Annotated in this window: 21 protein-coding genes, 6 tRNA genes and 1 rRNA gene; 14 read left to right on the top strand and 14 right to left on the bottom strand. The window is 62.4% G+C overall.

Going from position 1 to position 26,569, the window contains the following annotated elements; all coding sequences use genetic code 11:
- Positions 1–888: 888 nt before the first annotated feature.
- The 4 genes from VGH98_08270 to VGH98_08255 all read right to left on the bottom strand — a co-directional run bounded on the left by VGH98_08270 (position 889) and on the right by VGH98_08255 (position 7,474).
- Positions 889–1,728 (bottom strand): DUF4397 domain-containing protein, encoded by an 840-nt coding sequence (locus VGH98_08270; GenBank protein HEY2375952.1) that lies wholly within the window; start codon positions 1,726–1,728, stop codon positions 889–891.
- A 71-nt stretch (positions 1,729–1,799) separates the two neighbouring features.
- Positions 1,800–2,258, bottom strand: a complete 459-nt coding sequence (locus VGH98_08265) for a hypothetical protein (protein HEY2375951.1) — start codon at positions 2,256–2,258, stop codon at positions 1,800–1,802.
- Positions 2,258–4,030 carry a hypothetical protein gene (locus VGH98_08260; GenBank protein ID HEY2375950.1) on the bottom strand — a complete coding sequence of 591 codons (1,773 nt, stop codon included), beginning with the start codon at positions 4,028–4,030 and terminating at the stop codon, positions 2,258–2,260. The genes VGH98_08265 and VGH98_08260 overlap by 1 nt, the downstream gene beginning before the upstream one ends.
- Before the next feature lie 69 nt (positions 4,031–4,099).
- Positions 4,100–7,474: a SusC/RagA family TonB-linked outer membrane protein gene (locus VGH98_08255; protein HEY2375949.1), complete on the bottom strand. Its 3,375-nt coding sequence runs from the start codon at positions 7,472–7,474 to the stop codon at positions 4,100–4,102.
- Between the two features lie 600 nt (positions 7,475–8,074).
- Here VGH98_08255 and VGH98_08250 point away from each other — a divergent pair.
- On the top strand, positions 8,075–8,461 hold the full coding sequence (locus tag VGH98_08250) for a hypothetical protein (GenBank protein ID HEY2375948.1): 387 nt from the start codon (positions 8,075–8,077) through the stop codon (positions 8,459–8,461).
- Positions 8,462–8,535: 74 nt separating this feature from the next.
- Here the strand turns inward: VGH98_08250 and atpC are convergent, their stop codons facing one another.
- From atpC to atpA, 4 genes are read right to left on the bottom strand one after another with little or no spacing between them, the layout of a single operon-like run.
- Entirely contained in the window at positions 8,536–8,781 is a 246-nt protein-coding gene (gene atpC, locus VGH98_08245) for an ATP synthase F1 subunit epsilon (GenBank protein ID HEY2375947.1), read from the bottom strand.
- Between the two features lie 13 nt (positions 8,782–8,794).
- A complete protein-coding gene (gene atpD, locus VGH98_08240; protein ID HEY2375946.1) occupies positions 8,795–10,228 on the bottom strand; it encodes a F0F1 ATP synthase subunit beta in 1,434 nt (477 codons plus the stop codon).
- A 49-nt stretch (positions 10,229–10,277) separates the two neighbouring features.
- Positions 10,278–11,144, bottom strand: coding sequence for an ATP synthase F1 subunit gamma (atpG, locus tag VGH98_08235; protein HEY2375945.1), 867 nt, complete (start codon positions 11,142–11,144; stop codon positions 10,278–10,280).
- A gap of 37 nt (positions 11,145–11,181) precedes the next feature.
- On the bottom strand, positions 11,182–12,789 hold the full coding sequence (gene atpA, locus VGH98_08230) for a F0F1 ATP synthase subunit alpha (GenBank protein HEY2375944.1): 1,608 nt from the start codon (positions 12,787–12,789) through the stop codon (positions 11,182–11,184).
- Between the two features lie 194 nt (positions 12,790–12,983).
- Between atpA and VGH98_08225 the strand changes: the two genes are divergently transcribed.
- On the top strand, positions 12,984–13,403 hold the full coding sequence (locus tag VGH98_08225; protein ID HEY2375943.1) for a four helix bundle protein: 420 nt from the start codon (positions 12,984–12,986) through the stop codon (positions 13,401–13,403).
- A 16-nt stretch (positions 13,404–13,419) separates the two neighbouring features.
- On the opposite strand, the gene VGH98_08220 is transcribed toward VGH98_08225, so the two are convergent.
- The 4 genes from VGH98_08220 to VGH98_08205 form a co-directional block, all read right to left on the bottom strand.
- Positions 13,420–14,244 carry a helix-turn-helix domain-containing protein gene (locus VGH98_08220; protein HEY2375942.1) on the bottom strand — a complete coding sequence of 275 codons (825 nt, stop codon included), beginning with the start codon at positions 14,242–14,244 and terminating at the stop codon, positions 13,420–13,422.
- Between the two features lie 12 nt (positions 14,245–14,256).
- Positions 14,257–14,712, bottom strand: a complete 456-nt coding sequence (locus VGH98_08215; protein ID HEY2375941.1) for an NUDIX hydrolase — start codon at positions 14,710–14,712, stop codon at positions 14,257–14,259.
- Positions 14,709–15,536: an ABC transporter ATP-binding protein gene (locus VGH98_08210; protein HEY2375940.1), complete on the bottom strand. Its 828-nt coding sequence runs from the start codon at positions 15,534–15,536 to the stop codon at positions 14,709–14,711. Before VGH98_08210 ends, VGH98_08215 begins: the two co-directional genes overlap by 4 nt.
- 170 nt (positions 15,537–15,706) lie before the next feature.
- A complete protein-coding gene (locus VGH98_08205) occupies positions 15,707–16,594 on the bottom strand; it encodes an RNA polymerase sigma factor RpoD/SigA (GenBank protein HEY2375939.1) in 888 nt (295 codons plus the stop codon).
- A gap of 275 nt (positions 16,595–16,869) precedes the next feature.
- Here VGH98_08205 and VGH98_08200 point away from each other — a divergent pair.
- From VGH98_08200 to VGH98_08145, 12 genes are all read left to right on the top strand, one after another.
- A tRNA-Ala gene (locus VGH98_08200) sits at positions 16,870–16,942 on the top strand.
- A gap of 98 nt (positions 16,943–17,040) precedes the next feature.
- Positions 17,041–17,113: transfer RNA gene (locus VGH98_08195), tRNA-Gly, on the top strand.
- 49 nt (positions 17,114–17,162) lie between these two features.
- Positions 17,163–17,236: transfer RNA gene (locus tag VGH98_08190), tRNA-Val, on the top strand.
- Positions 17,237–17,535: 299 nt separating this feature from the next.
- Positions 17,536–17,609, top strand: a tRNA-Arg gene (locus VGH98_08185).
- Between the two features lie 28 nt (positions 17,610–17,637).
- Positions 17,638–17,714, top strand: a tRNA-Pro gene (locus tag VGH98_08180).
- A gap of 422 nt (positions 17,715–18,136) precedes the next feature.
- Complete coding sequence (locus VGH98_08175; protein HEY2375938.1) at positions 18,137–20,635, top strand: Ig-like domain-containing protein; 2,499 nt, start codon at positions 18,137–18,139, stop codon at positions 20,633–20,635.
- Positions 20,636–20,782: 147 nt separating this feature from the next.
- A tRNA-Arg gene (locus tag VGH98_08170) sits at positions 20,783–20,856 on the top strand.
- 149 nt (positions 20,857–21,005) lie between these two features.
- Positions 21,006–21,962 carry an MlaD family protein gene (locus VGH98_08165; GenBank protein HEY2375937.1) on the top strand — a complete coding sequence of 319 codons (957 nt, stop codon included), beginning with the start codon at positions 21,006–21,008 and terminating at the stop codon, positions 21,960–21,962.
- A gap of 226 nt (positions 21,963–22,188) precedes the next feature.
- Positions 22,189–23,442 carry a transcription termination factor Rho gene (gene rho, locus VGH98_08160; GenBank protein ID HEY2375936.1) on the top strand — a complete coding sequence of 418 codons (1,254 nt, stop codon included), beginning with the start codon at positions 22,189–22,191 and terminating at the stop codon, positions 23,440–23,442.
- Positions 23,443–23,502: 60 nt separating this feature from the next.
- The gene (gene ruvX, locus VGH98_08155; GenBank protein HEY2375935.1) at positions 23,503–23,931 is read left to right on the top strand and encodes a Holliday junction resolvase RuvX; all 429 of its coding nucleotides are present in this window, start codon (positions 23,503–23,505) and stop codon (positions 23,929–23,931) included.
- A gap of 25 nt (positions 23,932–23,956) precedes the next feature.
- Positions 23,957–24,988 carry an endolytic transglycosylase MltG gene (gene mltG, locus VGH98_08150; GenBank protein ID HEY2375934.1) on the top strand — a complete coding sequence of 344 codons (1,032 nt, stop codon included), beginning with the start codon at positions 23,957–23,959 and terminating at the stop codon, positions 24,986–24,988.
- A gap of 12 nt (positions 24,989–25,000) precedes the next feature.
- Entirely contained in the window at positions 25,001–25,612 is a 612-nt protein-coding gene (locus VGH98_08145) for a thiamine phosphate synthase (protein HEY2375933.1), read from the top strand.
- On the opposite strand, the gene VGH98_08140 is transcribed toward VGH98_08145, so the two are convergent.
- A complete protein-coding gene (locus VGH98_08140; protein HEY2375932.1) occupies positions 25,542–26,351 on the bottom strand; it encodes an HD domain-containing phosphohydrolase in 810 nt (269 codons plus the stop codon). The genes VGH98_08145 and VGH98_08140 overlap by 71 nt on opposite strands.
- Before the next feature lie 106 nt (positions 26,352–26,457).
- Positions 26,458–26,569: ribosomal RNA gene (gene rrf / locus VGH98_08135) — 5S ribosomal RNA — on the bottom strand; the annotation flags it as partial.

Here is a 26,569-nt window from a genome sequence, read left to right as displayed (position 1 = left end):
TGCGAAGCCGCGGTCGTGTCATGCGAAGCCGCGGTCGTGTCATGCGAAGCCGCGGTCGTGTCATGCGAAGCCGCGGTCGTGTGGTGAAGTGCGGGCGTCGCCTGCCAACAAATGAGGGTCGACTGCCAACTTTGTCGCGGTCGTGTCACGCTTTGCCGCGGTCGTGTCGTGCATTGCCGCGGTCGTGTCATATTTTGCCGCGGTCGTGTCGTGAAATGCGGGCGTCGCCTGCCAACAAACGAGGGAAGACTGCCAACTTTGTCGCGGTCGTGTCAGGCTTTGCCGCGGTCGTGTCATGCGAAGCCGCGGTCGTGTCATGCGAAGCCGCGGTCGTGTCATGCGAAGCCGCGGTCGTGTCATGCAAAGTCGCGGTCGTGTGGTGAAGTGCGGGCGTCGCCTGCCAACAAATGAGGGTAGACTGCCAACTTTGCCGCGGTCGTGTCATACTTTGCCGCGGTCGTGTCATACGTTGCCGCGGTGCACTCGCTCTGAGCAGACGGCGTCTCGAGTTTTGCGCGCGTCGCCTAACGAAGTGTGCGCGTCGCCCTCTATTTTGTCGCGGGCGGCTCATGATTTGGTAGCGACGGCTACCTATACGGCACCGGCGCGCGAGTTTTTGCCGCGGTCGCCTTCAGAGTTGGAGCCGTCGCCTGCGACGTTGGACCGGCCGCCTCTCGATGTGGAACGTTTGCCTTTTCTGGCGGAGAGGCGGCGCACGCTCCTGGCGGCGTAGCGTTCGAGCAGCTCCTCGACGTGATCGTACCAGTACGGACGATCGCAATGGGCGGAAATGTCGACAAACGCTTTCGAGCCGTAACGTCCCACATGGAAAATCGAGCGCGCCGACTCATCGTCGGCGCGCTCGATTTTCCCACTTCGCGATTCCTTCTACTGCCGCGGCGGCCGAACGTCGACGCCGTAAACGATACCTGCGGTCGTGATCTTGGTGTTCGGGCTTCCGGCAACTCCTCGTTCAAAGATGAACGCCGTCAACGCCGTCCCGCCAACCGTGACGCCGGCGACGGGATCGAGCAGCGCCTGCTGCGCCGCGCCCGCCGGAGCCTGAACCTTGGCCAAAATTGGACTCGTCGTTCCCTGGTTGAAGGCGCGGAACGCGGCGGCGCCGGTGGCGAACATCGAGAAGGCGGTCGGCGTTCCGAAAGCGACGTTCGCGAACGTCGGTGAGGCCGGAAGCGTCGCTGCCGTCGTCGTGTCGGCTGTCTTGTCGAGGTCGACCGGACCAAGTCCTGGCGTGGCCACGATCGCGCGAACCGCGACCTGGCTTGCAGTCACCGCCGGCGGAGCGTCGGTCAAGAGCACGAAGTGCTGATGCGGCGTCACTCCGGTGCGCGCATAGCCGGTGTGCAGGATGGTATAGTACGTGCTGGCCGCGAGAGTTAGCGTGGTATCGAAGATCACCTGCGACACGACGTTGATATCCGTGCTCTGCATGTTGGTGAACACACGGAAGTGGCGAGCTCCCGGGACAATACCTGTGTACTGTGTGACGGTGCGATAGGGCGTGTAGCCCGTCGACGGGTCGCCGAAGTTGAGATTCTCGACGGCGTCGACGAGGTGGACGTCCACTTCGCCGGTATCAGGCATCGCGTGCACGTAGCGCACGTACGCCAGCGACGGGACATCCGTGTTGGTCCCCGTGATGTCCTGTTTGCAACCAAGGATCACGGCGCCGGCCAGTGCAAACGGCGCAAAGCGAAGTAGTCTCATGAAGGAAGTCTCCAGAATATCTTGATGGCTATCTATGTACGATGCGGCGTCCGTACGAGCTTAGAGAGTTCTTACGACCCGCTCGGCGGGCCGCCCGTCCCGCCAACCGGTGGTGATCCCGTCCCGCTCAACCCTCGCGTCACGATGAACGCGGTCAGCGCGAGAGCTGCCGCACCGACGGCAACCCACGTCCGCCCGGGTGAGAACTGGCGCTTCTCTACGCTTCCGATGTAGCCCGTATTCAACGGCACCTGCTCTCCGGTCCAGTGACTGGAGCCGCCGTTGAGCACATCGATCCCGGCGACGCTCACGACGTACGCATCGTCCGTCTGCTTAACGAGCGTCCCTTCCACCTTCAGCACGCCTGGGCCGAGTCGGTCCGCAAGACCGACTCGCCCGGCGTCGGTGATGTCAAACGTGTAGCGCTCACCAGTGACTGGCGTGACGCCGCCCATCGGTATGTAACGATAGCAACCGCTTTGGAGCGCCATCGCCGTTAGGGCAGGTACTGCAACCAACGACCGTCTCATCAGAATCCGTACGTGCCCTTCGCCGCGGCCGACGAATTGCCGACGCCGCCAAGATTGTAGAATGACTCGAGTCGGACCTGCATTTCTTCATAAGGCACAGGGAACTGCAGCGGCGTACCTTCGACGAGATCACCCCATCCGCGCTCTGCTTGGAACCACTGACCATATCCAGTGAAGTAGGTCTCGAGGCGATATTCATACTTCAGTGCCTCCATCATATTACCGCATGCCGTTGGCCCACTCGGGCCTGCTGGCACGCGCGGGACGCAGTTCTGCTTCCCTGGGACGACCGCCGTCATGTTATAGTGGTTGATCGTGATGATTGTGTCTTTCTTGCCCGGCACGGTGTCGTTCACAATCACCGTATCCAGTACGGCCGTGTAGGTGGCGCCCGGTACCGGCGACGTGCCATCCGCAACGTTGCCCGTAAGCGGCGGCAGATTGTGCTTCGTTCGACTCGCATCGATCAAAGGAGCCGCCGCCGCGAAGTTACCTTTCCGGATGTAGCCCTCAGCCGCGAGCAGATTCATCTCGGACTGAGACATCTCGATCCACGGGCCCGCGTTGTCCGAGTTATTGACAGTCAGGTAGCGAAACCGGAAGTGATCGTAGAACGAAGTGCCCCAAGGATCGCCTGGCGGATCCTCACCTGGCGGTCTGTTCCGGAAGTACAGGCCTGTCGTGCCGGGCACCCCGTTGGATCCGCCTGATAGCGTCGTCTGGCTCGTGCGATCCTCACCGAATGGCCAGCGATTATCGCCGCTCCTGATGAGGAAAGACTGACGATTGACCATCGACGTCGCGAGCCACGCATCATACGCTCCCGACGTATCAGCCATTCCGAGGTACATCATAGACGCATCGCCCCAGCCCTGGTAGCGATACGCGTTCGTGACCTCCCGCTGCTGCCATCCGGCCTGAATCGAGAGCTTCACTACGATATCCGCCGTGATGCCATTCGTTGCGTCGGCAATCACTTGATCCCAGTTCACCGCCGCGCGTTCAGCCGGAGTTCGCGCTACGCCAGCGCGGAATCTGGCCTGGTACGAGCGCACCATCGCGATGAAACCGGGCTGATCGACGTTGAGGCCATTGATCCAAGGTGACGTGAACGCCGCGAGATTGGAGGTGACCGCTGACGATCGTGCGATGGTCAACGCGCTGTCGAGATCGCCGAGGGCCGCTGTCATGGCAGCGGCGTAACCGCTGAGCGGTTGAGGTGGACCGGTCGTCGGCGTCGTGGGATAGACGATGGAGGCCGAGTCATACACCAACGCGGTATTGCCTAACGAAAGGCCGAGCTCGAAAAAGCCCCACGCCCTTGCTCTCGCGTCCTGCGAAGGCGATCCGAGCGATTTGCCGCTGCCGGTGAACTTGTCGAGCGCCGCGATGGCAATCGAGATCGTCCGGGCAAGCTTCTGCATGTTCTGGAAGTCGGCGTAGTGAACAGCGTCGCCTGTGTTGTTCACCGAGTTATCGATGAATAGTCGCGGAATCGCGGCCCGATACACCATATCGAAATTCGCCACGTTGCCGTAGTTCTCGAGGGACATGGCGTTGAGTTGCGGCGCGAGGTTGTTGGTGTGAATGCCGCTGCCAGTGAAGCCGACCTGCAGGTATCCCTGAGCGAAGACGGCCTCGATGTCCGTGCCCGTCGCTAGCACCTGCGCGATGTTCGGATTGTTCGGGTTAGTGACCGAAAGCGCATCCTTGCACGCCGCAGCTGCGACAGTGGCAGCGACCATAACGAGGCCGGTAGCCAATTTTCTCATTCGAATTCACCTCGTGGAAGGTCACACCTCGCGGAGGACAAGTTCGTCGTTCCCCCGCGAGGCGCGTGCTTAGAAGCGAGTGCTAAGGCTGAGCGAGAATGTGCGAAGATTGGGGAACTGGTACGCGTCGATGCCGTTCACCGCACCCGATCCCGACGTGCTGCCGGCATTCGTGACGCCGACTTCCGGATCATAGCCGCTGTAGTTCGTGAACGTCTTCAGGTTCCGGCCGATCAGTCCGATCGTCCAATCGCCCACGCCGCGCACCGCTCCGTAGTTGTACGAGATGTTGACCTCGCGAATCTTGGCGTAGCTCGCCTTCTCGAGGTTCACGCTGTTCACACCTAACGCGTCATACAAGCCGCCCGTGCCGATTCCGGCGTCGGCCGGGCCTTGCCGCCAGTAGTAACCAAGCGGCTTCGCGTCCGCGACGCTCTTGCCGTGCTGGTCTTCCTCACGGTCCTGGTAATCGCCGAACGACCACGCGCGCGCTTCATTCCACACATATTGACCGAAGGAACCGTCGACCAACGCGTACAGGAACAACTTCTTGTAGTTGAAGGTCTGCGAGTGGCTGATGCGGAACTTCGGAAGCGCACTACCCAGGTACACGTTGGCCGATGATCCGGTGGCGGGATCGCGCACTTTGATAGGCATACCCCAGTTGAGCTGCTTGCTCCATGGAGCCTGCCCGTTCGGAAGCACCGCGTTCCACAGGTTCTTCGTGATGCCATCGCCTAACGAATTGCCCTGTCCGACCCAGACGATCATACCGTCGCTGTTCTTCTGGAAGGCGCTGCCAGCGCCGCCGCACTGCGACTGGAACGCTGAAGGCAGCTGACCGCAGCTCGTCACGAACTGACGTCCATAGAACTCAGCGTACGGATATCCGGCCTGTAAGTAGAACACCGAACCGGAGTTCTGGTAGTCCGTGCCGTACAAGAATGGCGCTTCGTTGAGCTGCGTGACCATCGTGATCGTGCGGTCGTAGTTGAATCGCGCCGACCATCCGAGGTTGCGCCGCTGCAGGATTGGAACGTTGAGCGAGAGCTCGATCGTCTTGTTGTCGAGCGTGCCCGCGTTCGTCCACACCTGGTTGAAGCCCTGCGATGCCGGAAGTGGCACGGGCAGGATCTGATCCTTCGTGATGTCGTGCGCCAATGTCAGGTTCAAACCGTAGCGGTGCAGGATCTCCATGTCAGCGCCCAATTCCGTCTCGTAGGTCGTCTCAGGGCGCAGGTGGGCATTGCCCTGTGTGTTCGGCGAGAGCGAGCCACCCGTGCCGATCGTGTACGTCTCATACTGGGCGACGAACGGCGGCCGACCGCCAGCCGTGCCGTACGACGCGCGGAATTTCAGGTCGTTTACCGACGAGAGGAACCACCACGACTCGTCCGAAATGCGCCACGCCGCGGAAGCGCGGCCATAGTTCGCCCAACGATTGTCGCTTCCGAAGAGTGAGCTTCCGTCACGCCGGACCAATGCGTCGATGAAGTACCGGCTCTTCCAGTCCGCCGTGATGCCGTTCGTGATACCGACGGACCGAATGGACTGCGTCGTCGAGTTCAGACCGAACCCCGTCGTCGCGTCCTTCGCCGTCGTCAGGCCGGCGACGGCAAGTGTCGACCCGTTCAACGCCTCGCTGTAGATGTCCTGCTGCTCGTACAAATACCGCGCCGTGTACCGCGCCGTTAGGTTCCCCCAGCTCCGGTGCGCCGACCCGTTGATCGCGGTGTTGTACGACTGCCCGTAGCCCGCGTAGTGACTCTGCGAGCCAAGGTTGTCAGACGAGATCGCGGTCGTGCGGAACCCCTTGTCGTACATGAACAAACCGCTCGAGTTCGTGCGATCGTAGCTTCCGTTCGCATCGAGATCGAGCCAGCTCGTTGGCGTGTACCGAGCCGTCAGGTTGCCGAGGAATCGATCGTCCAGATCGTTCTGGCGTCGATTCTCGAAGTAGTACAGCGGGTTGTAGTTCTGCGAGCCTTGATTGAGCGGATTCGATCGCACGTACAAACGCCCCTGATCGTCCGTCGCAAGCAGGTTCACGGCGGCCGGCGACCGCGTGAGGGTGAAGAAGCCGTTGCCGTTCTCCGCGTTGCTACCGTCCTGCCACGCACGCGAATAGTAGGTGCGGGCGCCGAACGTCCAATCGTTGCCTACGTTCTGATCGACGTTGACGCGCACCGAATTCCGCTTGAACCCCGTTAGGCTCCTAATCGAGCCTTGCTGCCACAGGTTCGAGCCGCTCACGAAATAGCTCGTTCCGCCATTGTTCCCCGAAGCGTCGAGCGTCGTGTTCGTGAACTGCCCGCTCGTCACCATTTGGGCGAGCGGATTGTACGTCACCGGGAACGCGTTCACTTCATATAGATTCCGAAGCAGCGGCGCCTTCGCCGCCGACGAGATGCCGAAGTCCTGTCGGAAGCCCACAGGCGAAAGCGCAACGACGCCGCCGAGCTGATTGACGCGGAGCGCCTCTTCGCCGAAGTCCACCGTCTGTGCGCACGGCCCGGCGCTCGTGATGACGCAGAAGCGCTTCTGCGTCTCGTCCATCATCATCATGCTGTAGTCGGAATATGGGAAGGTGTGCTCGATATCGCTTCCGCCGTATTCAGTGCGCACGTTGTAGTGGATGCCCGATCCAGCATTGCGTCCGGACTTCGTCGTAATGGATATGACGCCGTTCGCTGCGCGAGACCCGTACAGCGACGCCGCCGCCGCGCCCTCCACGACTTCGACGCTTTCGATGTCCGCCGGATTGATGTCGGCGAGGGTGCCGCCCTGCAGCGAGAGCGCCGTTCCGAGTTGGTTGACGCCGATGCCCGGGTTGAGGATGATGCCGTCGACGATGTAGAGCGGATCCTGGCCGCGCCCCGTTCCGTTGATCGACTTCGGACCGCGTAGCATGACAGCCGGCGCGCTCCCCGGCCGGCCGCTCGCCTGCACGATCTCGAGGCCCGGCACTTTGCCGGCAAGCTGCGACAGTACGTTGGTCGCGCCTGGTACCGGCATCTCGCTCTGATCGACGTGCGCCACCTGGAACGGAAGATTCTTCTGCTCCGTTCCAGCCGTTACGCCCGTGACCACGACTTCTGCGAGCCGATTGACGTCTTCCTTCAGCGAGAAATTCACGGTCTGCGCGCCCGGCGTGATATTGATCAGACGAACCGTCGGCGCGCGACCGAACGCGCGTGCCCGCAGGTTCGCCTGACGTCCATCGACGCGAGCCGCCGGGAGGTTGATCGTGTAGTTCCCCGACGCATCACTGCGGACCGAGACACTCATCTCGGTGATGAAGACGTTTGCTCCCTCGATTGGTTGTCCAAAGTCCGTGGTCACCCTACCGGAGATCACGGCGTTCTGTGCCTGGGCGACGGCGCCCCCCGCCCCCGTGAGCGCTATGGCGCATAGGGCCACGGCCACGATTCGAGCACGACTCATGGTGTTCGTCTCACGCGTTGGAGATGATGAAAGCGCGCGTTCGCGCGCCCCGGGAACCGTGCGACGCGTCGGGCCGGCGACGCCACACGAGAGCTTTGCATTGATTGCCGAAGAACCTGCACCGCGCACGAGGCGCGGAATCCTTTCAACGCGACGACTGCTTACCAGCGGGAAAGTGCCAACGGCGACAGAAAAGCTTCACAACGTAGGACGGGCCGACCATCCGCTCACAGCCCATAACCCGGCTGGCTCGAGGGGTCGATCGGTGTCGCGACAATTCACGAAACGCTAACCAACCAAGTGGGACCAGAAGTCACATCGTGGTGGCGGCGCAACACTTAACGTGGGACTAACCGGCTGATGGCTCTTTTGGTTCGCCACTTTCCTGGCGCGGCCAACGTATGGCGCGGTGCACGCAATCCGCAAGGGTGTCAGTGTACCGGAATTCCGGGACGGACCGTCTCGTCGACACCTTGCGGCGACAATCAACAACTCGCACGATTCGTCGACCACCCACCGGAGCTTAGCGTGCCTTTCGATCAACGCACCGTCACGCGCGGCCATTTGCGCAAACATCTGTCTAGTGGCAGCTCGCGACGATTGCTGACGGCGTTGCTGTGCATCCTGCTTTGCTGGACCGCCTCGTGCGCATCCACTGGCGGCGCTCAGAAATCGACAAACAGTGATGCGCTGATCACTCGCGACGATATCGAGAACTCGCACCAACCAACGCTTTACGACGTCGTCCGGGCTTTACGGCCCAACTGGCTCCGTAGCCCGCCCACTGCTGTGCGCGCGGAGGCCAATTACACAATAAACGTCTATCTCGATTCGCAACGCGCTGGCGGCGTCGAAGTGCTGCAGCAGATGCCAAGCACATCGGCCTCCTCCATCCGCTTCTACGGCGCGAGCGAAGCGCAATCCCGTTTCGGACTCGGCAACCTGGGGGGCGTCATCCAGGTCGTCAGCTCGCGCGGCACAGACTAGCGGGCACCTTCAAAGAAAAAGGGGCGCCAATTCCCGTGGGCGCCCCTTCGTTATGCCGGCAATTCGCTCCGCCGTTAGGCTACCTGCGCGCGCTCCGTCACGACTCGCACTTGGTTGTCGACGACCTGTAGAAATCCGCCCTCGATCAGGAAGCGGCGCTCGGCCCCTCCAATTCGGAGCGTTCCCCTGCCCAACAGCGTCATCATCGGGGCATGACCGGTGAGGATGCCAACTTCCCCATCGAACGCCGGTGCCACGACAGACTCGCTCGTGCCCTCGAAGAGAACGGCTTCTGGCGAAATGACAGTAACTGTTAGCATTTGTTCCCGTCGATCAGCTCTGAGCCAACCGCTTGGCGTTCTCGGCGACATCCTCGATGCTGCCGGCCATGAAGAACGCCTGCTCAGGCAGGTTGTCGAATTCGCCGGACACGAGGCGCTCGAATGACGAGACCGTTTCCTCGAGCTTTACGTACTTGCCGATGATGCCGGTGAACTGCTGCGCGACCGCGAACGGCTGCGACATGAAGCGCTGCACGCGACGGGCACGCGCCACGATTCGCTTGTCTTCTTCCGAAAGCTCGTCCATGCCGAGAATCGCGATGATGTCCTGCAGCTCCTTGTAACGCTGCAGAATGCGCTGCACCTCGGTTGCAACCTTATAGTGTCGCTCACCGATGAACTGCGCATCGAGGATTCGCGACGATGACGAGAGCGGATCGACCGCGGGATAAATCCCGAGCTCCGTAATGGCGCGCGAGAGCACGACCGTCGCGTCCAGGTGCGCGAAGGCAGTCGCCGGTGCGGGATCGGTGATATCGTCCGCCGGAACGTAGATCGCCTGCACCGACGTGATCGACCCGTTACGAGTCGACGTGATGCGCTCCTGCAAATCGCCCATCTCCGTCGCCAGCGTCGGTTGATATCCGACGGCGCTCGGCATGCGCCCGAGCAACGCCGACACCTCCGAGCCCGCCTGCGTGAATCGAAAGATATTGTCGATGAACACGAGCACGTCCGCGCCTTCGGTATCCCGGAAGTACTCTGCCACCGTTAGGCCCGTGAGGCCGACGCGGAGCCGCGCACCCGGCGGCTCGTTCATTTGCCCGTAAATGAGAGCGACCTGGCTCAGGATGTTCGCTTCCTTGAACTCCAGATACAGATCGTTTCCCTCGCGCGTCCGTTCACCTACGCCGCAGAAGACTGACCTGCCGCCATGGCCCTTCGCGACGTTGTTGATCAATTCCTGAATGACGACTGTCTTCCCCACGCCCGCGCCGCCGAAGAGACCGATCTTTCCGCCTTTCACGAACGGAGCGACGAGGTCGATGACCTTGATGCCGGTCTCGAAGATCTCCGTCTTCGGCTCGAGGTCGACGAAGTCCGGACGCTTACGATGGATCGGCCAGCGGGGTGCATCCTTCGGAATGGCCGGGCCGTTATCAACGGGCTGGCCAACCACGTTCAAGATTCGTCCTAACGCCGACTCGCCCACGGGCACCGTGATCGGGCCGCCCGTATCGACGACCTCGAAGCCGCGCTCCACGCCGTCAGTCGACGACATGGCGACCGCGCGCACCTGATTCCGGCCAATGTGCTGCTGGACTTCGACGACGACGTGAATGTCCTCGCCCGTCTCCGCCTTTCCCGTGATGTCGAGCGCGTTATAGAGCTCCGGCAAGTGTTCGGCCTCGAATTCGACGTCGAGCACCGGTCCAATGACCTGAACGATTTTGCCGATATTCTTGATCGCCGTTGTCGCGGCCATGTCGTTTCCTCGAGTGATCTGTCGACGGAGCGCGGCGCGCTGCCGTCATTCATCCCTGCAATGCGGATGCGCCGCCGACGATCTCAGCGATTTCCTGCGTGATGTTCGCCTGGCGCGCTCGGTTATAGGTGCGACGAAGGATGTTGAGCATGTCGCTCGCGTTGTCGGTCGCGCTCTTCATCGCCGTACGCTGAGCGCTATAAAACGCCGCTGTGCTTTCGACGAGCGCTCGATAGACCATGTTACGCACGTACGCCGGCAACAGCGATGAGAGAATTTCCTCCGCCGACGGGAAAAGCAGATAATCCCGCTGCTTTCCCTTCTCGTTCTCGGGTGGCGCGACGGGAAGTATCTGCTCCGTTGTCGGTGGAGTGGAGATCGCGGACCTGAAATGAGCGTGCACGACGTAGACGGCGTCGACCTGTCCGGTCGCGAAGCCGGACATCAATCCGTCGACGAGCTCCGCCGCGTTCTGCACCGTCGGTCGATCGCCGATGTCGGTCCGGCTCGATGCGATGGCCCGTCCTATATATCGGTAGTAGCCAAAGCCTTTGCGGCCCACCGCATGGAGTTCGACTTCGACACCGTCCCGCTCGAGCCGCGCGATGAGATTCCGGCTCTCGCGAATGAGGTTCGCGTTGAAGGCGCCGGCGAGTCCACGGTTCGCGGTGATGAGCAGCACGGCCGCCCGGCGCGTCTGGGCCGGCTGTCGGAGCAGCGGAAAGCGCTCGGCGAGCTCGGGCGAGTACAGCCGCGACATGACCTCGCCTAACGAGCCCGCGTATGGGCGCGCCGCCACCACGCGGTCCATCGCTCGTTTCATCTTCGATGCCGCAACCATTTCCATCGTGCGCGTGATCTTGCGCGTGTTCTCGACGGATTTGATCCGGCCTTTGAGCTCGCGTCCCTTTGCCATTGTCGAAGTTCCGACTGGAGCCAGTGCGTCGTCTTGCCTAACGAACAGCGGCTTCGGCGGTCGGCCGCTCCTCGCGGCTGCCGACGGACTTCTTGTACGCCTCGATGCCGCGACGCAGATCCGCCTCGATCTCCTTCGTCAGATCTCTTGCCTGGCGAAGCCCGTCGCCGACCTGTGGGAAGCTGGCAGCCATGAAGTCGAGGAAGCCGCGCTCCCACGCGCGAACATGCTGCGTCGGCACGTCGTCGAGGAATCCGTTCGTCACCGCGTAGATGATCATGACCTGCTGCTCGACCGCCATCGGCTGATACTGACCCTGCTTCAGCACCTCGACCGTGCGAGCGCCGCGATCGAGCTGTCGCTTCGTGGCGGCATCGAGGTCTGACGCGAACGCCGCGAACGCTTCGAGCTCGCGGTACTGCGCCAGATCCAGGCGCAGACGGCCAGCGACTTTGCGCATGGCTTTCACCTGCGCCGAGCCGCCGACGCGTGAAACCGAGATGCCGACGTTGATCGCGGGACGTACGCCGGCGAAAAAGAGATCGGCCTCGAGGAAGATCTGGCCGTCGGTGATCGAGATGACGTTCGTCGGGATGTACGCCGACACGTCACCGGCCTGCGTTTCGATAATCGGCAGTGCCGTCAACGATCCGCCAGGCTTTAGAATAGTCTTACCATCAACGACACCCGCGTCCTCGCGCAGCTTGGCGGCACGTTCGAGGAGTCGCGAGTGCAGATAGAAGACGTCGCCCGGATACGCTTCGCGACCGGGCGGGCGCCGAAGCACGAGCGACAACTGGCGGTAGGCCGCCGCCTGCTTCGACAGATCGTCGTAGACGCAGAGCGTCGGCCGACCTTCGTGGTACATGAAGTACTCCGCCATCGCGCAGCCGCAGTACGGCGCGATGTATTGCATCGGCGCCGGATCAGACGCTGATGCGACGACGACGATCGAATACTCCATCGCGCCGGTTTCGTGCAGCCGCTGGACAACCGACGCAACCGTCGACGCCTTCTGGCCGATGGCGACATAGACGCAGATGACGCCCTGTCCCTTCTGATTGATGATCGTGTCGATCGCGACCGCCGTCTTGCCGGTGCCTCGATCGCCGATGATGAGCTCGCGCTGGCCTCGGCCGATCGGAATCATGGAGTCGATCGCCTTGAGGCCTGTCTGCAGGGGCTCTTTCACTGGCTGCCTAACGATGATACCCGGCGCCTGGGACTCTACCTTTCGAGTCATCGGCGCGACGATGTCGCCCTGGCCGTCGATCGGCCGACCCAATGCATCCACGACGCGCCCGACCAGCGACGGACCTACCGGGACTTCGAGCACACGCGACGTACGCCTGACTTCGTCGCCTTCCTTGAGCTGGAGGTAGTCGCCCAGAATCACGGCGCCGATGTTGTCCTCCTCGAGATTCAACGCGAGCGCCGTCACCGCATTGCCTGTCTCGGAGGAGCGGACCTCGAGCATCTCGCCCGCCATTGCCTTCTGCAGGCCGTAGATGCGGGCAATACCATCCTTCACCTCGAGCACCGTCCCGACCTCCTCGACATCGAGCTCATGGAGGTCGGCCGCCTCGATCTCTCGAAGCAGAATGTCCTTGATCTCACCCGGTCGGAGCGTCGTGTCGGTGGCCATAGGGAAGGTCCGGAATCATTCAGCGGTGAAAGGCCAAGAAGCGCTTGTGAAAAATATCACAAGCGGATATTCCCGCAAGACGCGGTCGCCCCGCGAGCCGCACACAATCCCAGTCCACCGACGCCAAATGGTTTGGGAACCACGGGCATTCTATTGATACCGACCCGCGCGCTGCCGAGCGGCATCTTGTCCCCATGGCTGCTGGGGTCCGCGATCTCAAAGTCTGGCAAGAGGCCGTCGCCCTGGGTGGCGAGGTGCTCCGAGTCGTTCGTCACAGCGCTCGGCGCGAGACGAAAAGCGCGACCGATGCGCTCATCCTCACCGCCCTCGCCGTAGCGAGCCATATAGCCGAAGGGTATGGACGTTACACCGCGCCCGAGCAACGGCAACTGTATCGGGCGGCCAAACGCGACTTGCTGCGGCTCGAGACTCAGCTCGCGATCCTGCGCCACGCCGACCTCCTCTCGCTCGCCGCGCACGGAGAGCTATTGAAGCGAACGCACCACGTCGGCCGGCTCCTCGCCGGCTACATCGTCTATCTCGAGCGACAGCGTGCCTCCGACGACGAGAATAGCACTCCAACAAAGGCGGCACCATTGGCCGCGTCCTCGTAAGGCAGTGTTCAGAGTCCTACTGGCTGCGGCTTCGTCCGTGCCCTCGCGCAAATCGCTCGATGAGATCCACTGCGCGCAGTCGAGTGAGGGAGGCGGACTTTGTTCCGACAATGCGCTGTGATGTCGTCGACAGATGCGAGGGGGAGGCGAAGCCTAACACCTTCGCGACGTCCCGGACATCGTATCCAGGATTCTTGGCCAGCTCGGCAGCGGCAAGGAGACGAACGAGATCGATCACCCGCTTGAGGTTCGGTCCACCATCCGCCGCGAACGTTCGACTCAGGTGTTCGCGGGTCACATGCATCGCTTCCGCCAGCGAGTCTGTCCGCACGCCGCGTCCCGCACGACCGACGACGCAGCGCCAGGTCGTCTGCTGCAAAGGCGACGAGAGCGCGAGAGCACTCGGCGGATCGTGGAGCGCGCGCGCAAATCGCGCCGTGAACGACGCGCGGCTCACGATGTCTCGCGCGACACCGTCGTCGACGCCTTCGACGAGCATGTCGGAAAAGTCATACGCGGCGCATTGGGCCAGCGTGGGTCCATCAGAGGCGCGCAGTGGAAGAAGTCCGAAGAACGGCGCGCTCGGAAATTCCCGCGCAAGGGACGCCGCGCGCCATGTTTCTTCCGCTGCCGTCGCCGCTGATCCGACATCGACAATCGCAGCGTCGACCAGCGTATCCCTGAACGTCTGCGCGAACGCCGCCGCTGTCTTCGTGACGACGAGGTGATTTCGTCGGCGAGGAAACACCGCTCGCGCGATGGCGCGGGCGCGATCACGTTGCGCGAAGATGACAATGGATGGCGTGCCGACCGTTGTCGCCGGACGTTGGCGAGCACTCACGTGCATGGAGTCCTAAATGGACGAAGGCGACGTCGTGGCGCTGGGAACGAGAGCGCGCGCTTTGCGCAAAACGTCGCGCGCGTTGGCGTACGAGATCAGCTCCTCGGCTTCGTTGAACGGAAGCCATCGGCAAGCCGTGATGCCCTCGGTGCGTTGCGGCGACGTCGAGGACTCGGCGGTTTCCATCAAATAGAAGTGACAGATCTTGTGGATCAGCTTGCCGCGAAAGCGAAAATGCCAATCGATTATCTCGATCAAACCACGAATCGCGAGATCCGACAGACCCGTCTCTTCGCTCACCTCTCGTAAGGCAGCGTCGTCGGGGCGCTCTCCTGGTTCCACGTGGCCCTTTGGAAAGCCCCAATTCTTGTAACTGTCCCGAATGAGGAGATACAATGGCGCACCGCTGGCAACGCGATACACGACCCCGCCCGCGGAGGTTTCCTCCTTCGCATGTGCGCGCTTCATCGCCGCTCGGCGTTGCCTCTGCTTCCGCCCGCTCCTCCGGGTCCCTGCGCACCCGCGGCAATGCTCGAAGGCGGCGCGCCATACGGCTCCTCTTCGAGCGAAGGGCGACCTTCGATGAACTGCCTGACGATGGGATCGCTGGTGTTACGAATTTCGTCAACAGTTCCAACTTGCTGAACACGCCCCTCGTATAACATCGCAATACGGCTGCCGACGGTGTACGCGCTGCGCATGTCGTGGGTGATGACGACGCTCGTCACGCCGAGCCGCTCGCGCATGCGCACCATCAGCTCATCGATGACCGCGCTCGTCACGGGATCGAGGCCGGTCGTTGGCTCGTCATAGAGGATGTACTTCGGCCGCAGCGCGATCGCGCGCGCGATGCCAACGCGCTTGCGCATGCCCCCCGAGAGCTCGGCGGGAAAGCGCGCCTGCACACCGGGTAGATCTACGAGCTCGAGCGCTTCGCTCACGCGTCGTTGGATCTCCGATTCCTCGAGATGCTGCTGCTTGCGCAGCCCCATTGCGACGTTCTCGCCGATGATCATCGAATCGAAGAGCGCGGCGAACTGGAAGACGTAGCCAATGTGCGAACGCAGTTCGTACAGCTCGCGGCGTGGTAACGTAGGCACTTCGCGACCGTCCACCCAGACCTCGCCGCGGTCTGGCTCGAGCAAACCAACGATGTGCTTGATCGCGACCGATTTGCCCGTGCCCGAATAGCCGATGATCACCATCGTCTCTCCCTCGGCGACATCGAGACTGAATCCCTCGAGTACGCGCTTGGGTCCGAACGATTTGTAAACGTCGACGAGGCGAATCATGTGGAAGGAGTTGCTCCCATGACGGGCGAGGCACGGAGGGCGAGGCGAAATCTGTCCGGAGCATGACTGCTCTCGCTAGGGCTCAAGTCACATGCAGTGCGCCGTCAACATGCGACAAAAAAAAGGGCCGGTGATCACCGGCCCCTTCATTTACGATACGATGTACCGCTTTACGCAGCGAAGCTGCCGAGCGCGCGTCCGACGTCACCCTCGCGCAGTCGCTTGAGCGCACGATCGCGCAACTGACGAACGCGCTCGCGCGTGACGCCGAGCATCGAGCCGATTTCCTCGAGCGTGTGCTCGCGTCCACCTTCGAGACCGAAGTAGAGGCGCAGCACTTTCGCATCGCGCGGCGGCAGCGTGCCGAGCGCCTGCTCGATTTCGTCATTGAGGAAACGATTCATCGCTTCCTCCTCGGTGTCCGGCATCTCGTCGGCGACGAAGCGCTCGATGAGAGAACGATCACCCTCGGGATCCATCGGCGCGTCGAGTCGCACGTCACTCGTATTCAACGCCGCGAGCGACTGCACGACATCAGCGGACAATCCGGTGAGCTGCGAGAGCTCATCAGGACTTGGTTCACGATTCAACTTCTGACGAAGGATCTCCGAGGCCTTGATGATGCGGGAGAGATCCGCCGTGCGATTGAGTGGAACTCGAACGGTACGTCCCTGACGCGCGAGGGCCGAGAGGATTGCCTGACGAATCCACCACACTGCGTACGAAATGAACTTCACGCCCTGGTCGGGATCGAACTTCCGGGCAGCCGTGAGCAGCCCGACGTTTCCCTCACCGATCAAGTCGATGAGCGGCAGCCCCCGGTTCTGATACTTCTTCGCGACGGAGATGACGAAGCGCAGGTTGCGCTTCACCAACTCCTGCAACGCGTCCTGGTCGCCAGCGCGGATCTTCCGAGCCAGGTCGATCTCCTCGGTACCCTTGAGCAGCGGATACGTGCTGACTTCATAGAGGTATTGGTCGAGGATGTCGCGCTCCGGTTCACTCGGAGCGATCCCGGCGGGAGCCGCACGGCGGCGACGACGCTTTAGTTCGGTCATTGGTGCGTGGCCTCGCGCTTTCGGCGCAGTCGAGGTAGGCATCTATGAGCGGCGACGATTCCCAAAAAATGCACTGTCGCATCTCTACGGTTGACGAGCCGCGATCGCTGATCCGCGGCCGCCTTCCGAGTCGGCGGCGACCCTTGAAGGCGCTGCAAAATACTGGCCGCAGACAATTTCGCTAGATCCAATTTCGTTGACACGCCATATACACAGGGCTATACTTCGCGGTTCCAGACGGCCGGCCTCAGTTCACACCGCACGTGACCGTCAACGGGGGCGTAGCTCAGTTGGGAGAGCGCGTGAATGGCATTCACGAGGTCAGGGGTTCGATCCCCCTCGCCTCCATCGCCGTGGTGCTCGAGGACCGCGGCCGCAGTACGAACTCGCTGGTGCAGATCGGGTGCGGTCGGTGCTTGCGCCTCTGAACCGTTCGGCGCGTTCATGCGGGAATAGCTCAGTTGGTAGAGCACAACCTTGCCAAGGTTGGGGTCGCGGGTTCGAGTCCCGTTTCCCGCTCTCGCGGTGACGGTGTGGTGTCGATGTATGCGGACCGGTGCCCGAGCGAGGGCGGTTAGCTCAGTTGGTTAGAGCGCCACGTTGACATCGTGGAGGTCACAAGTTCGAGTCTTGTACCGCCCATTAGCCGCAGCGAAAATTGCTGCGGCTTTTATTTTTCGCCGTGCCGCGACTCACAATTCGGCCTGATTTGGAGTCGCTCGCGCGGCGCACTCGCTCATGCTCCTCGTTTGGGACGGGACTCCGGACTCGCGGGCAAAGTCGTGAGTTCTTCCCCGCTCGTTCAGGGTGTGCCCTGGTCCGGCTCCTTGCCTTGACTGACTTTTTGGCCTCGGGTACTTTTCCTGACTGCACAACGATGCGCTTTTCGTGGGCGTCGTCGCGCACGTGTGCGCCGCTTTGGCGGTCGCAACGTTGAGTCGGCGCCCGTAGCTCAATTGGATAGAGCATCTGACTACGGATCAGAAGGTTGGAGGTTCGAGTCCTTCCGGGCGCGTCGTACGACGCGATCGTACGCGGTTCGGCGGGGCGTAGCTTAGCCCGGTAGAGCGCCTGCTTCGGGAGCAGGAGGTCGCTGGTTCAAATCCAGTCGCCCCGACCATCGATGACGACGAAAGCCCGATCGGCGGTGCGCCGACGGGCTTTTCGTTTTTCCGTCGTGAGTCCACGCCGTGCTCCCCGAGTCCCGGTCGTCTCTCCCGATGGCTGCCCGCGCTCGACTGCGTTGAGAGAACACTCAATAACATGATAGAATGCTCAACACTGTGCGTTCTCGGCGTGACACCTACCGCAGGCGCCGTGCGATCTGTATCACCGCGCGAAACAGGCGTATTGGTCATTGTGACATGCCCGGTATCGGCAATCTGACGGCACTCGTCATTCTTGAGCGAGCACAGTGACCCGTGTACGAGTCATTTCTGCTGAAGACGCCGCAGCAAAGCAGACGAGCCTACGTCGGCACCGCGAGGCTGACGGTGAGGACGCTCCTCGCCGCAGCGCAACTCTTCCAGTGGTGAAATCGAGATGCGTACTCCTCAGAACTTCCAGCGGCGGTCGCCGCGATGGCGGGCTATCGGCTGGTGCAGCCTATTCGCTCTCGTCGCGTGTACTTCCGATTCGGGAACGACGAAGCCGAACCCCGTCAGCGCGATCGTTGTCACATTGGCCTCCGGCCAGATTATGGTCGGCGCGAAGACGCAGGCTAGTGCGGAGGCACGCGATGCCAACGGCGATGTGATCTCGGGACAAACGGCGACGTGGAGCACCTCCGACGCGACGGTCGCCGGGGTGTCCACTGGCGGTATGGTGACGGGAATGAAGGCGGGCAGTGCGAGGATCATCGCTACCATCGAGAACACCAGCGGAAGCGCGGAAATCATTGTTGCGACGACCCCGCCGCCGCCAGCAACCCAACTCGCGATCGCGCAACAGCCGTCGGCGACGGCATACAGCGGCATTACGCTCGCACAGCAGCCGATCGTCCAGCTCCTAGATGCAAACGGCGCCGCTGTGAGTCAGTCAGGCATTGCCGTGACCGCGGCAGTGGCCAGTGGCGATGGCACGCTCGGTGGCACCGCGACCGTAACCACGAATTCGGCTGGCGCAGCCTCGTTCACGAGTCTCGTTCTGATTGGCAGTGGGGCGCAGACCATCCAGTTCACCGCCAGTGGCCTGGCATCGGTCACCTCGTCAATCATCACGGTATCGTCGGCGCCGCCGCCGCCGGCCACGAAGCTGGCGATCACGACGCAGCCCGGCGCGACGGCGACGAGCGGCGCAGCGCTCTCGCCGCAGCCGGTTGTCCAGCTCCAGGATGCCAACGGCAACGCGGTGAGTCAGAGCGGCGTTCAGGTGCGCGCCGCGATCGCCAGTGGCGGCGGGACGTTAGGCGGAACGACGACCGTCGCCACTACCGCGAGCGGCGTCGCCGCGTTCACCAATCTCGCCATCACGGGGACTGGTGCGCAAACGATCCAGTTTACCGCAACCGGTCTCACGTCGGTGACTTCGTCCACCATCACGATATCGGTGCCACCGCCGCCGGCCACGAAGCTGGCGATCACGACGCAGCCCGGCGCGTCGACGACGAGCGGCGCAGCGCTCTCGCCGCAGCCGGTCGTCCAGCTCCAGGATGCGAACGGCAACGCGGTGAGCCAGAGCGGCGTCCAGGTGCACGCCGTGATCGCGAGCGGCGGCGGGACGTTAGGTGGAACGACGACCGTGGCAACCAACGCCAGTGGGGTCGCGTCGTTCACCAATCTCGCCATCACGGGCAGTGGTGCGCAAACGATCCAGTTTACTGCAACCGGTCTCACGTCGGTGACTTCGTCTACCATCGCGATATCGCCACCGCCGGCCACGAAGCTGGCGATCACGACGCAGCCCGGCGCGACGGCGACGAGCGGCGCAGCGCTCTCGCCGCAGCCGGTCGTCCAGCTCCAGGATGCGAACGGCAACGCGGTGAGTAAGTCGGGCGTCTCGGTGATGGCAGCCGTGGCAAGTGGCGGAGGTATCTTGAGTGGAGCGACCAGCGTCTCCACAAACGCGAGTGGCGCAGCGGCGTTTAGCAATCTCGCAATCACGGGCACTGGTTCCCAGACGCTGCAGTTCACCGCGACAGGTCTCACGAGCGCTACGTCGAACGCGATCAACGTCACCGCCGGCGGCACGGGCGGCACGGTGCTCTTCTCGGAGAATTTCGAGGATACGAATTTCGGCGCACGGGGCTGGTACGACCTCGGCGGGATGTCGAGCCTCTCGTCGACCGACCACATCACCGGCAGCGCGCACTCGCTACAGGCCAACTTTGCGCAGGCCGCCTTGAAGCCGAATCCGAACGTCAACGCCCGACACCTGTTCACGCCCAGCGATGCCGTGTACGTGCGGTACTGGATCAAGCACAGCACGAACTGGGTCGGCTCGGCCCATAACTACCATCCCCACGAGTTCTATCTCCTGAGCACCCTCGACGACCAGTTCGCCGGCCCGTCGTTCAACTACCTGACGACGTACATCGAGGACAACTGGATGAGTGACGGCGGGCACCCGCTCCTTCAGTCGCAGGATGCGCAGAATATCGACGTGACGCGCATCAATCAGGATCTGACCGGCATCACGGAGAATCGTGCCGTGAGCGGCTGCAACGGGAATCCGGACAACACGAGCGAGATCAGCTGCTATCAGAGCGGGAACTGGAACAATGTGAAGGTCTGGCGCTCGGCGCAGCCGGCGTTCGTGGACGCGACCGGCCCGAACTACAAAGGGGACTGGCACAAGGTGGAGGCGTATTACAAGCTGAACTCGATCGTGAACGGGATCGCGCAGCGTGATGGCGTAGCCCAGTACTGGGTGGACGGCGTGCTCTACATCGACCGGCACGATCTGGAGTTCCGCACGGGAGCACATCCCACGTTGCAGTTCAACCAGTTCATCATCGCTCCCTACATCGGCGACGGCTCGCCGGTCGCGCAGTCGCTTTGGTACGACGACCTGGTCGTGATGACGGCGCCGCCAGCCCCATGACCTAACGATGGGACTTGGCTTCGGCCTAACGAGTGTGTGTCGCGTCGGGCGGGTCGCTAACTGGCGGCCCGCCCGATGCTCGTATGGATGCTCTGCGCGTTGACCCCTGCGTAGGCCACTGATAGCTTTCCGGACGCACTGTCACCCGCGCGCGTAGCTCAGCTGGATAGAGCGTCGGCCTCCGGAGCCGAAGGTCACAGGTTCGAATCCTGTCGCGCGCGCTTCGCGCCACCGTTGCTCCCGACGGAGCAGAGGCGCTCCGCCAAAAAAGGCGACCACACAGCTCGCGCGAGCGCGGCGGCACGCGTTGGTCCGAGCCTTGCCCAGCCCAACAGTGCATTCGTGAGTCAGACAGGCACGCGGGGTATCGATGCCGCGCAGGACTAATTGGAGGGAGTTGACCGTAGGCCTCATCGCCGTCGCCGTAGTCACCGGCGTGGGCCTCATCGTGCTTGTCTTCGCCCGAGTCGGGACGCTCCACGGATCCACCTTCCGTCTTTTCGCCGTAACCGGGGAGGCACGCGGCATCATTCGCAGCTCGGAGGTCTGGCTCGGTGGACAAAAGGTTGGTGTCGTCAAAGACGTTCGCTTTCTAGCGCCTGCCGCATCCGACTCGAATCGCGTTCTGATCGACATGGACATCCTCGCCAGCGCTCGTCAGGGAATACGGCTCAATTCGAGCGCACAGATTCGATCCGGCGGAACGCTCATCGGCGCTCCCGTCGTCTATCTCTCGATCGGCACCGTGGACGCACGCGTTGTTGCTGCCGGCGACACCATCCGTACGTTGCCACAATCGGATCTGGAGACCGTCACGTCCGAGTTCGCGATCGCGTCACGACAGTTCCCTGAAATCATCAACAACGTCAAACTGCTCAATCAGCAATTGCACGGTGTCGATGGAACGCTCGGCGCATTCAGCATTGAGCGCGGCGGCTCACAACTCAAGCGCGCCCAATATCAGGCGGCTCGTCTGGCCTCGAGACTCTCAGAGTCAAACGGGACGGTCGGTTTGGCGCTTCACCAGCCGACCCTAGCCGATCGCGCGCGAAGCGCGATGGCGCGAGCCGATTCGGTGCGTGCACTGATCGCGAGCCCGAGCAACTCGTACGGCCGGTTCCGCCGAGATTCCGAACTGGTTCGTGAAATCGCCGACATTCGCAACGAGCTGGACATCGTACATGCGCGTATGACGTCGCCCACGGGAACCATAGGCCGAATTCACGCCGATTCGGCGCTTCTGCAGTCGATGGCCAATACGCAGCGTGAGTTGACGCTCATCATGACCGACATTCACCGCCGACCGCTCCGTTACATTCATTTCTGATCGGGCTCGGCGCCCTTGACCCTCCCGATCGGCGCCGATAGCTTCGCATGACTTTCACCCCTCCTCCGCCGCAGCAGGCGGCGCACCGCTTAGCGGTGCCGTTCACTTGCCGTTTCGCCGCCGAACCGCGCGCGCCTTTTCGCGTCGATTCCTGCGTCAGCAACGCCAGGCCTCAAGCCCACACGCGCACATCGCCCGAGGCATGCTCCCGTCGCCGACTTCGTCCGTGAACATCGCTGAGTTGAAGCGCAAATCTCCCTCCGAGCTCGGCGAGCTAGCCGACACGCTCGGAGCCGAAAACGATTCGGGACTTCGCAAACAGGACCTCATCTTCCGAATCGAGCAGCGGTTGCTCGATCGGGGCGAGACGCTCACAGGCGAGGGAGTCCTGGAGGTGTTGCCGGAGGGTTATGGCTTCCTTCGCAGTCAGGACTGGAACTATCTGTACGGGCCAGACGACATCTACGTCTCGCCATCACAGATCAAGCGTTTCGATCTGCGCACCGGTGATACCGTGCGTGGTCAGGTGCGACCGCCAAAAGAATGGGAGCGCTACCTCGCTCTGCTGAAAGTCGAGTCGATCAATGGCGACGAGCCTGAACGGGCGAAGTCGCGCATCCCGTTCGACAATCTACGACCGAGATATCCGGAAGGCAGACTGCGCCTCGAAACGAGCGATGGTGACTTGAGCATGCGCGTGGTCGATCTCGTCGCGCCGATCGGAAAGGGGCAGCGAGGTCTGATCGTCTCTCCGCCGCGCGCGGGCAAGACGATTCTCTTGCAGAAGATCGCGAACGCGATTCGAGAGAATCAGCCCGAAGTTGCTCTGATCGTATTGCTCATCGACGAGCGTCCGGAAGAGGTGACGGACTTCCAGGCAAATGTGAATGCCGAAATCATCAGTTCGACATTCGATGAGCCGCCCGATCGACACGTTCAAGTCGCCGACATGGTGATCGAGAAGGCGAAGCGACTCGTCGAGCACGGAAAGGACGTGGTGATCCTGCTCGACTCGCTGACGCGACTCGCACGCGCGCACAACGTGGTCATCAAAAACTCCGGAAAAATTCTCTCCGGAGGTGTGGACTCGAAGGCACTCGAAAAGCCGAAGCGGTTCTTCGGTGCGGCCCGCAATACTGAAGAGGGTGGTTCGCTGACAATCGTGGCGACCGCCCTCGTCGACACAGGATCGCGCATGGATGAGGTGATCTTCGAGGAGTTCAAGGGGACCGGTAACATGGAACTCATCCTCGACCGCAAGATTGCCGATCGACGCGTCTTTCCCGCAATCGACATCAACCGATCGGGGACACGGCGCGAGGAGCTGCTTCTGAATCAGGAAGAACTGAATCGCGTGTACTTGCTCCGAAACTTTCTCTCGGATATGCCCGAGACCGATGCCATCGAGTTTCTGCTGAAGCAGATGTCCCGGTCGCGCAATAATCGCGAATTCTTTCAGCAGATGGTCCAGGGCACGTGACGATCGCGCCAACGCAGCTCGCCAATCGGTAGCAACTCACAGCGCCATACATTCCATCACGTGGGCCGTGACCGTGGTAGGCTGCTGGCCGTCGATTATGGCGAGCGACGCATTGGACTCGCAATCAGCGACCCAATGGGTATGATCGCCTCGCCCGCCGGCTTCATCCTGCGGCGCGCGGGTAAGCGTGCACCGATTGCCGAGCTCATTCGCCGAGCGACTGCGCTCGAAGCGCGCGGTTTCGTCGTCGGCTTGCCGCTCGACGAGAATGGCGACGACACAGAGCGCGCCACTCGAGTGCGGCGCCTCGCCGAGGACTTGCAACGGCGAAGCGGTCTGCCGGTGGAATTGATTGATGAGCGGTTCAGTACGGCGGCGGCGCTGCGAGCAATCCGCGAGATGGGCGGCTCGACGCGACAGCGAAAAGGAGAGGTCGATGCACTGGCCGCAACCATCTTGTTGCAACAGGCTCTCGCGCGACAAAGCTGACGCCTTGCGCGCGCCGATGGATTTTATGGCTCGGTGCGCGCAATTGAGCGTGCTGTTTGCGGTCATCGCCGCAGGCTGCGGTCGCGGCAGTGGCAAGCCCGTACGCGTCACGATTCCGGTGGGTGCCACGTTCGGCGCGGCCGCCGATTCCCTCGCTCACGCTGGCGTGATTGGCTCGCCGCGGTTGTTCCGCGTCTATGCGTTTATGCGCCGCGACGACCGCGACATCAAAGCCGGCACGTACGTGCTCCGCCGAAACAGCGGCTATGCCGCAACACTCGACGCCATTCGCGGCGGCAAAGGACTCGTTCACGCGGTGACGATTCCGGAAGGCTATTCGCTGTCGCAAATCATCGCGCTGTTCTCGACGAGACTCTCAATCCCGCCTGAATCATTGCAAGTGGCCGTACGCGACACGGCATTCCTCCACCAACTCGATCTGCCGACCGAAACGGTCGAGGGGTACGTGTTCCCTGACACGTACATTTTCCCAGCGCAAACGACTGCGCACACAGCGATTGCGACTGGCATTCGGCGGTTCGAGCAAGTCTGGCGGCCCGAGTGGACCTCGCGTCTCGACAGCATCGGCCTCTCGCGAAATGACGTGGTGACGCTTGCCTCCATTGTCGAGAAAGAGGCGCGCCTGCCCGAGGAACGACCCGTCATTGCTGCGGTGTACATGAACCGGTTGCGCGACCACATGCTCCTCCAGGCGGATCCGACGGTTCAGTATGCACTTGGCGAGCACCAGAATCGCGTGCTTTACAAGTACCTCGAGATTGAGTCCCAATACAACACGTACAAGCATCCCGGTCTTCCACCCGGTCCAATCGCGTCTCCCGGCCGCGCGAGTATTCTTGCCGCGCTCTATCCGGCGAACGTGCCATACAAGTACTTCGTGGCACTGCCAGATGGACACCACGAATTCCGCACCGATTTCGCGAGCCACGAAACGGCGCGCCGCCTCGCACGCCGAGCCTGGGATTCGCTGACGACGGCTTCGAAGCATGATGCCGTCCCAGGTGATGGCTCGCACCGCCGGCCCCACGCGCGTTAGCAAATACTCATTGTGCCCGACTTCGATGCGCTGCGACTGATCGCCATCACCGATAATCTGCGCGACGGCATGGATGGCTTGGTGCTGCGCGCGAAAGCGGCGCGACGCGGCGGGGCGACGATGATTCAACTCCGGCTGCCAGACGAGGGAGCGCAGACGATCGCCACCGTCGCGCGGGCGCTCATTGGCGCGCTGGATATCCCAGTGATCGTTCATGGCCGCGTCGACGCAGCGGTGGCGGTCGGCGCCGCCGGCGTCCATCTTGGCGTTCACGATTTTTCGATCGCCGACACGCGCCGCATCGTGGGAGCGAACTTCATCGTCGGTCGCTCGGCGGCGAACGATGCCGACCTGCAACACGCCGCGGGCGCAGATTATGTCGCCGTCGGACCCGTCTTCCCGCAGACCGAGCGACGGCCAAATATCGCGCTCGGGATTAGCGAATTCGAACGCTTGGTGCGGTCGGCATCCGTGCCCGCTGTCGCCATCGGTGGGATCACATCGGCGACTGCAGGCGACGCGGTCCGCGCCGGCGCCTGCGGCGTCGCCCTGATCAGCGGGATCTTTGGGTCGCCAGATCCGGAGCAGGCCGCTCGCGAGCTTCGTTCCGCCATCGGAACGTAACCTCGGGCGTGCCGGATTCACGCTCCCCGCGTCGCCGTTCGTGATGGTTGGCGCGCGGCACCCGGTGGAAAGCTCGCTCCTGCGCAAGAATCTGATCGAACACGGGCGGCAAGAGCATCAAATCGACGAGCTCCGGGTCGAATTGCGTGCCACGACCCGAGGCGATGACGTTGGCGGCCGACGCCGCTCCACGCCCATCGCGGTAGCGCCGGCTGTGAGTCACGGCATCGAAGGTATCCGCGAGCATAACGATGCGCGCGGAAAGTGGAATGCGCTCTGCACGGAGGGCTTTGGGGTATCCAGTGCCATCCCATCGCTCGTGGTGAGCAAGCACTCCTTCGGCGAGGTCCGGATAGAACGGAGTCAGCGGTGCGAGAACAGCGGCGCCGCGCTCGGGATGGGTGAAGATCGCGCGCCACTCACCGGGCGTGAGATCTGTCTCTTCGTGAATGATGTCGAAGAGCGCCTCATGGATCTTTCCGATGTCATGAAAGAGCGCGACGTGCTCGACGACTTTCTTCTGATGCTCATCGAGGTCCATTGCGTGAGCGACGACAAGCGCATACGCAGCGACACGGCGGACGTGCGCGCCGGTCTGTGCATCGTTGGCGTCGATGGCGTTCAGAAGCGCTTCCATATTCGCGGCAGCGAACCGCTCGGCGGCGGCGCGACGATGTCGTTCGCGCATGAGGTACGCGCCGGTGAGGATGCCGGCCACGATGGCGAGTGTGGAGCGCACGGAGCAACTGGGAGCAAGATTCATACGTTGCCGAGTCGGGCGCCGCGGCAGGGCGCAGAACGACGAACGCCCGCGCATGTCTGCACGGGCGTTCGCGTGTGTGAGAAGCCGGCGGTGGCCTACTCTCCCGCGCTCTCTCGAGCGGAGTACCATCGGCGCTGTAGGGCTTAACGACCGTGTTCGGAATGGGAACGGGTGTGGCCCCTACGCTCTAACCG

Source organism: Gemmatimonadaceae bacterium (assembly GCA_036496605.1).
Taxonomy (GTDB): Bacteria; Gemmatimonadota; Gemmatimonadetes; order Gemmatimonadales; family Gemmatimonadaceae; genus AG2.
This window is presented reverse-complemented; position numbering and strand designations above follow the sequence as displayed.

Bases quoted from the DNA above. Each gene is read 5' to 3' on its own strand.
- atpD (HEY2375946.1), bottom strand. From the start codon at position 10,228: ATGGCCGCGACAACGGCGATCAAGAATATCGGCAAAATCGTTCAGGTC.
- VGH98_08205 (HEY2375939.1), bottom strand. From the start codon at position 16,594: ATGACCGAACTAAAGCGTCGTCGCCGCCGTGCGGCTCCCGCCGGGATC.
- VGH98_08215 (HEY2375941.1), bottom strand. From the start codon at position 14,712: ATGAAGCGCGCACATGCGAAGGAGGAAACCTCCGCGGGCGGGGTCGTG.
- atpG (HEY2375945.1), bottom strand. From the start codon at position 11,144: ATGGCAAAGGGACGCGAGCTCAAAGGCCGGATCAAATCCGTCGAGAAC.
- VGH98_08175 (HEY2375938.1), top strand. From the start codon at position 18,137: ATGCGTACTCCTCAGAACTTCCAGCGGCGGTCGCCGCGATGGCGGGCT.
- atpA (HEY2375944.1), bottom strand. From the start codon at position 12,789: ATGGCCACCGACACGACGCTCCGACCGGGTGAGATCAAGGACATTCTG.
- VGH98_08270 (HEY2375952.1), bottom strand. From the start codon at position 1,728: ATGAGACTACTTCGCTTTGCGCCGTTTGCACTGGCCGGCGCCGTGATC.
- VGH98_08255 (HEY2375949.1), bottom strand. From the start codon at position 7,474: ATGAGTCGTGCTCGAATCGTGGCCGTGGCCCTATGCGCCATAGCGCTC.
- VGH98_08210 (HEY2375940.1), bottom strand. From the start codon at position 15,536: ATGATTCGCCTCGTCGACGTTTACAAATCGTTCGGACCCAAGCGCGTA.
- VGH98_08165 (HEY2375937.1), top strand. From the start codon at position 21,006: ATGCCGCGCAGGACTAATTGGAGGGAGTTGACCGTAGGCCTCATCGCC.
- VGH98_08260 (HEY2375950.1), bottom strand. From the start codon at position 4,030: ATGAGAAAATTGGCTACCGGCCTCGTTATGGTCGCTGCCACTGTCGCA.
- mltG (HEY2375934.1), top strand. From the start codon at position 23,957: ATGGCTCGGTGCGCGCAATTGAGCGTGCTGTTTGCGGTCATCGCCGCA.
- VGH98_08265 (HEY2375951.1), bottom strand. From the start codon at position 2,258: ATGAGACGGTCGTTGGTTGCAGTACCTGCCCTAACGGCGATGGCGCTC.
- atpC (HEY2375947.1), bottom strand. From the start codon at position 8,781: ATGCTAACAGTTACTGTCATTTCGCCAGAAGCCGTTCTCTTCGAGGGC.
- VGH98_08225 (HEY2375943.1), top strand. From the start codon at position 12,984: ATGGCTGCTGGGGTCCGCGATCTCAAAGTCTGGCAAGAGGCCGTCGCC.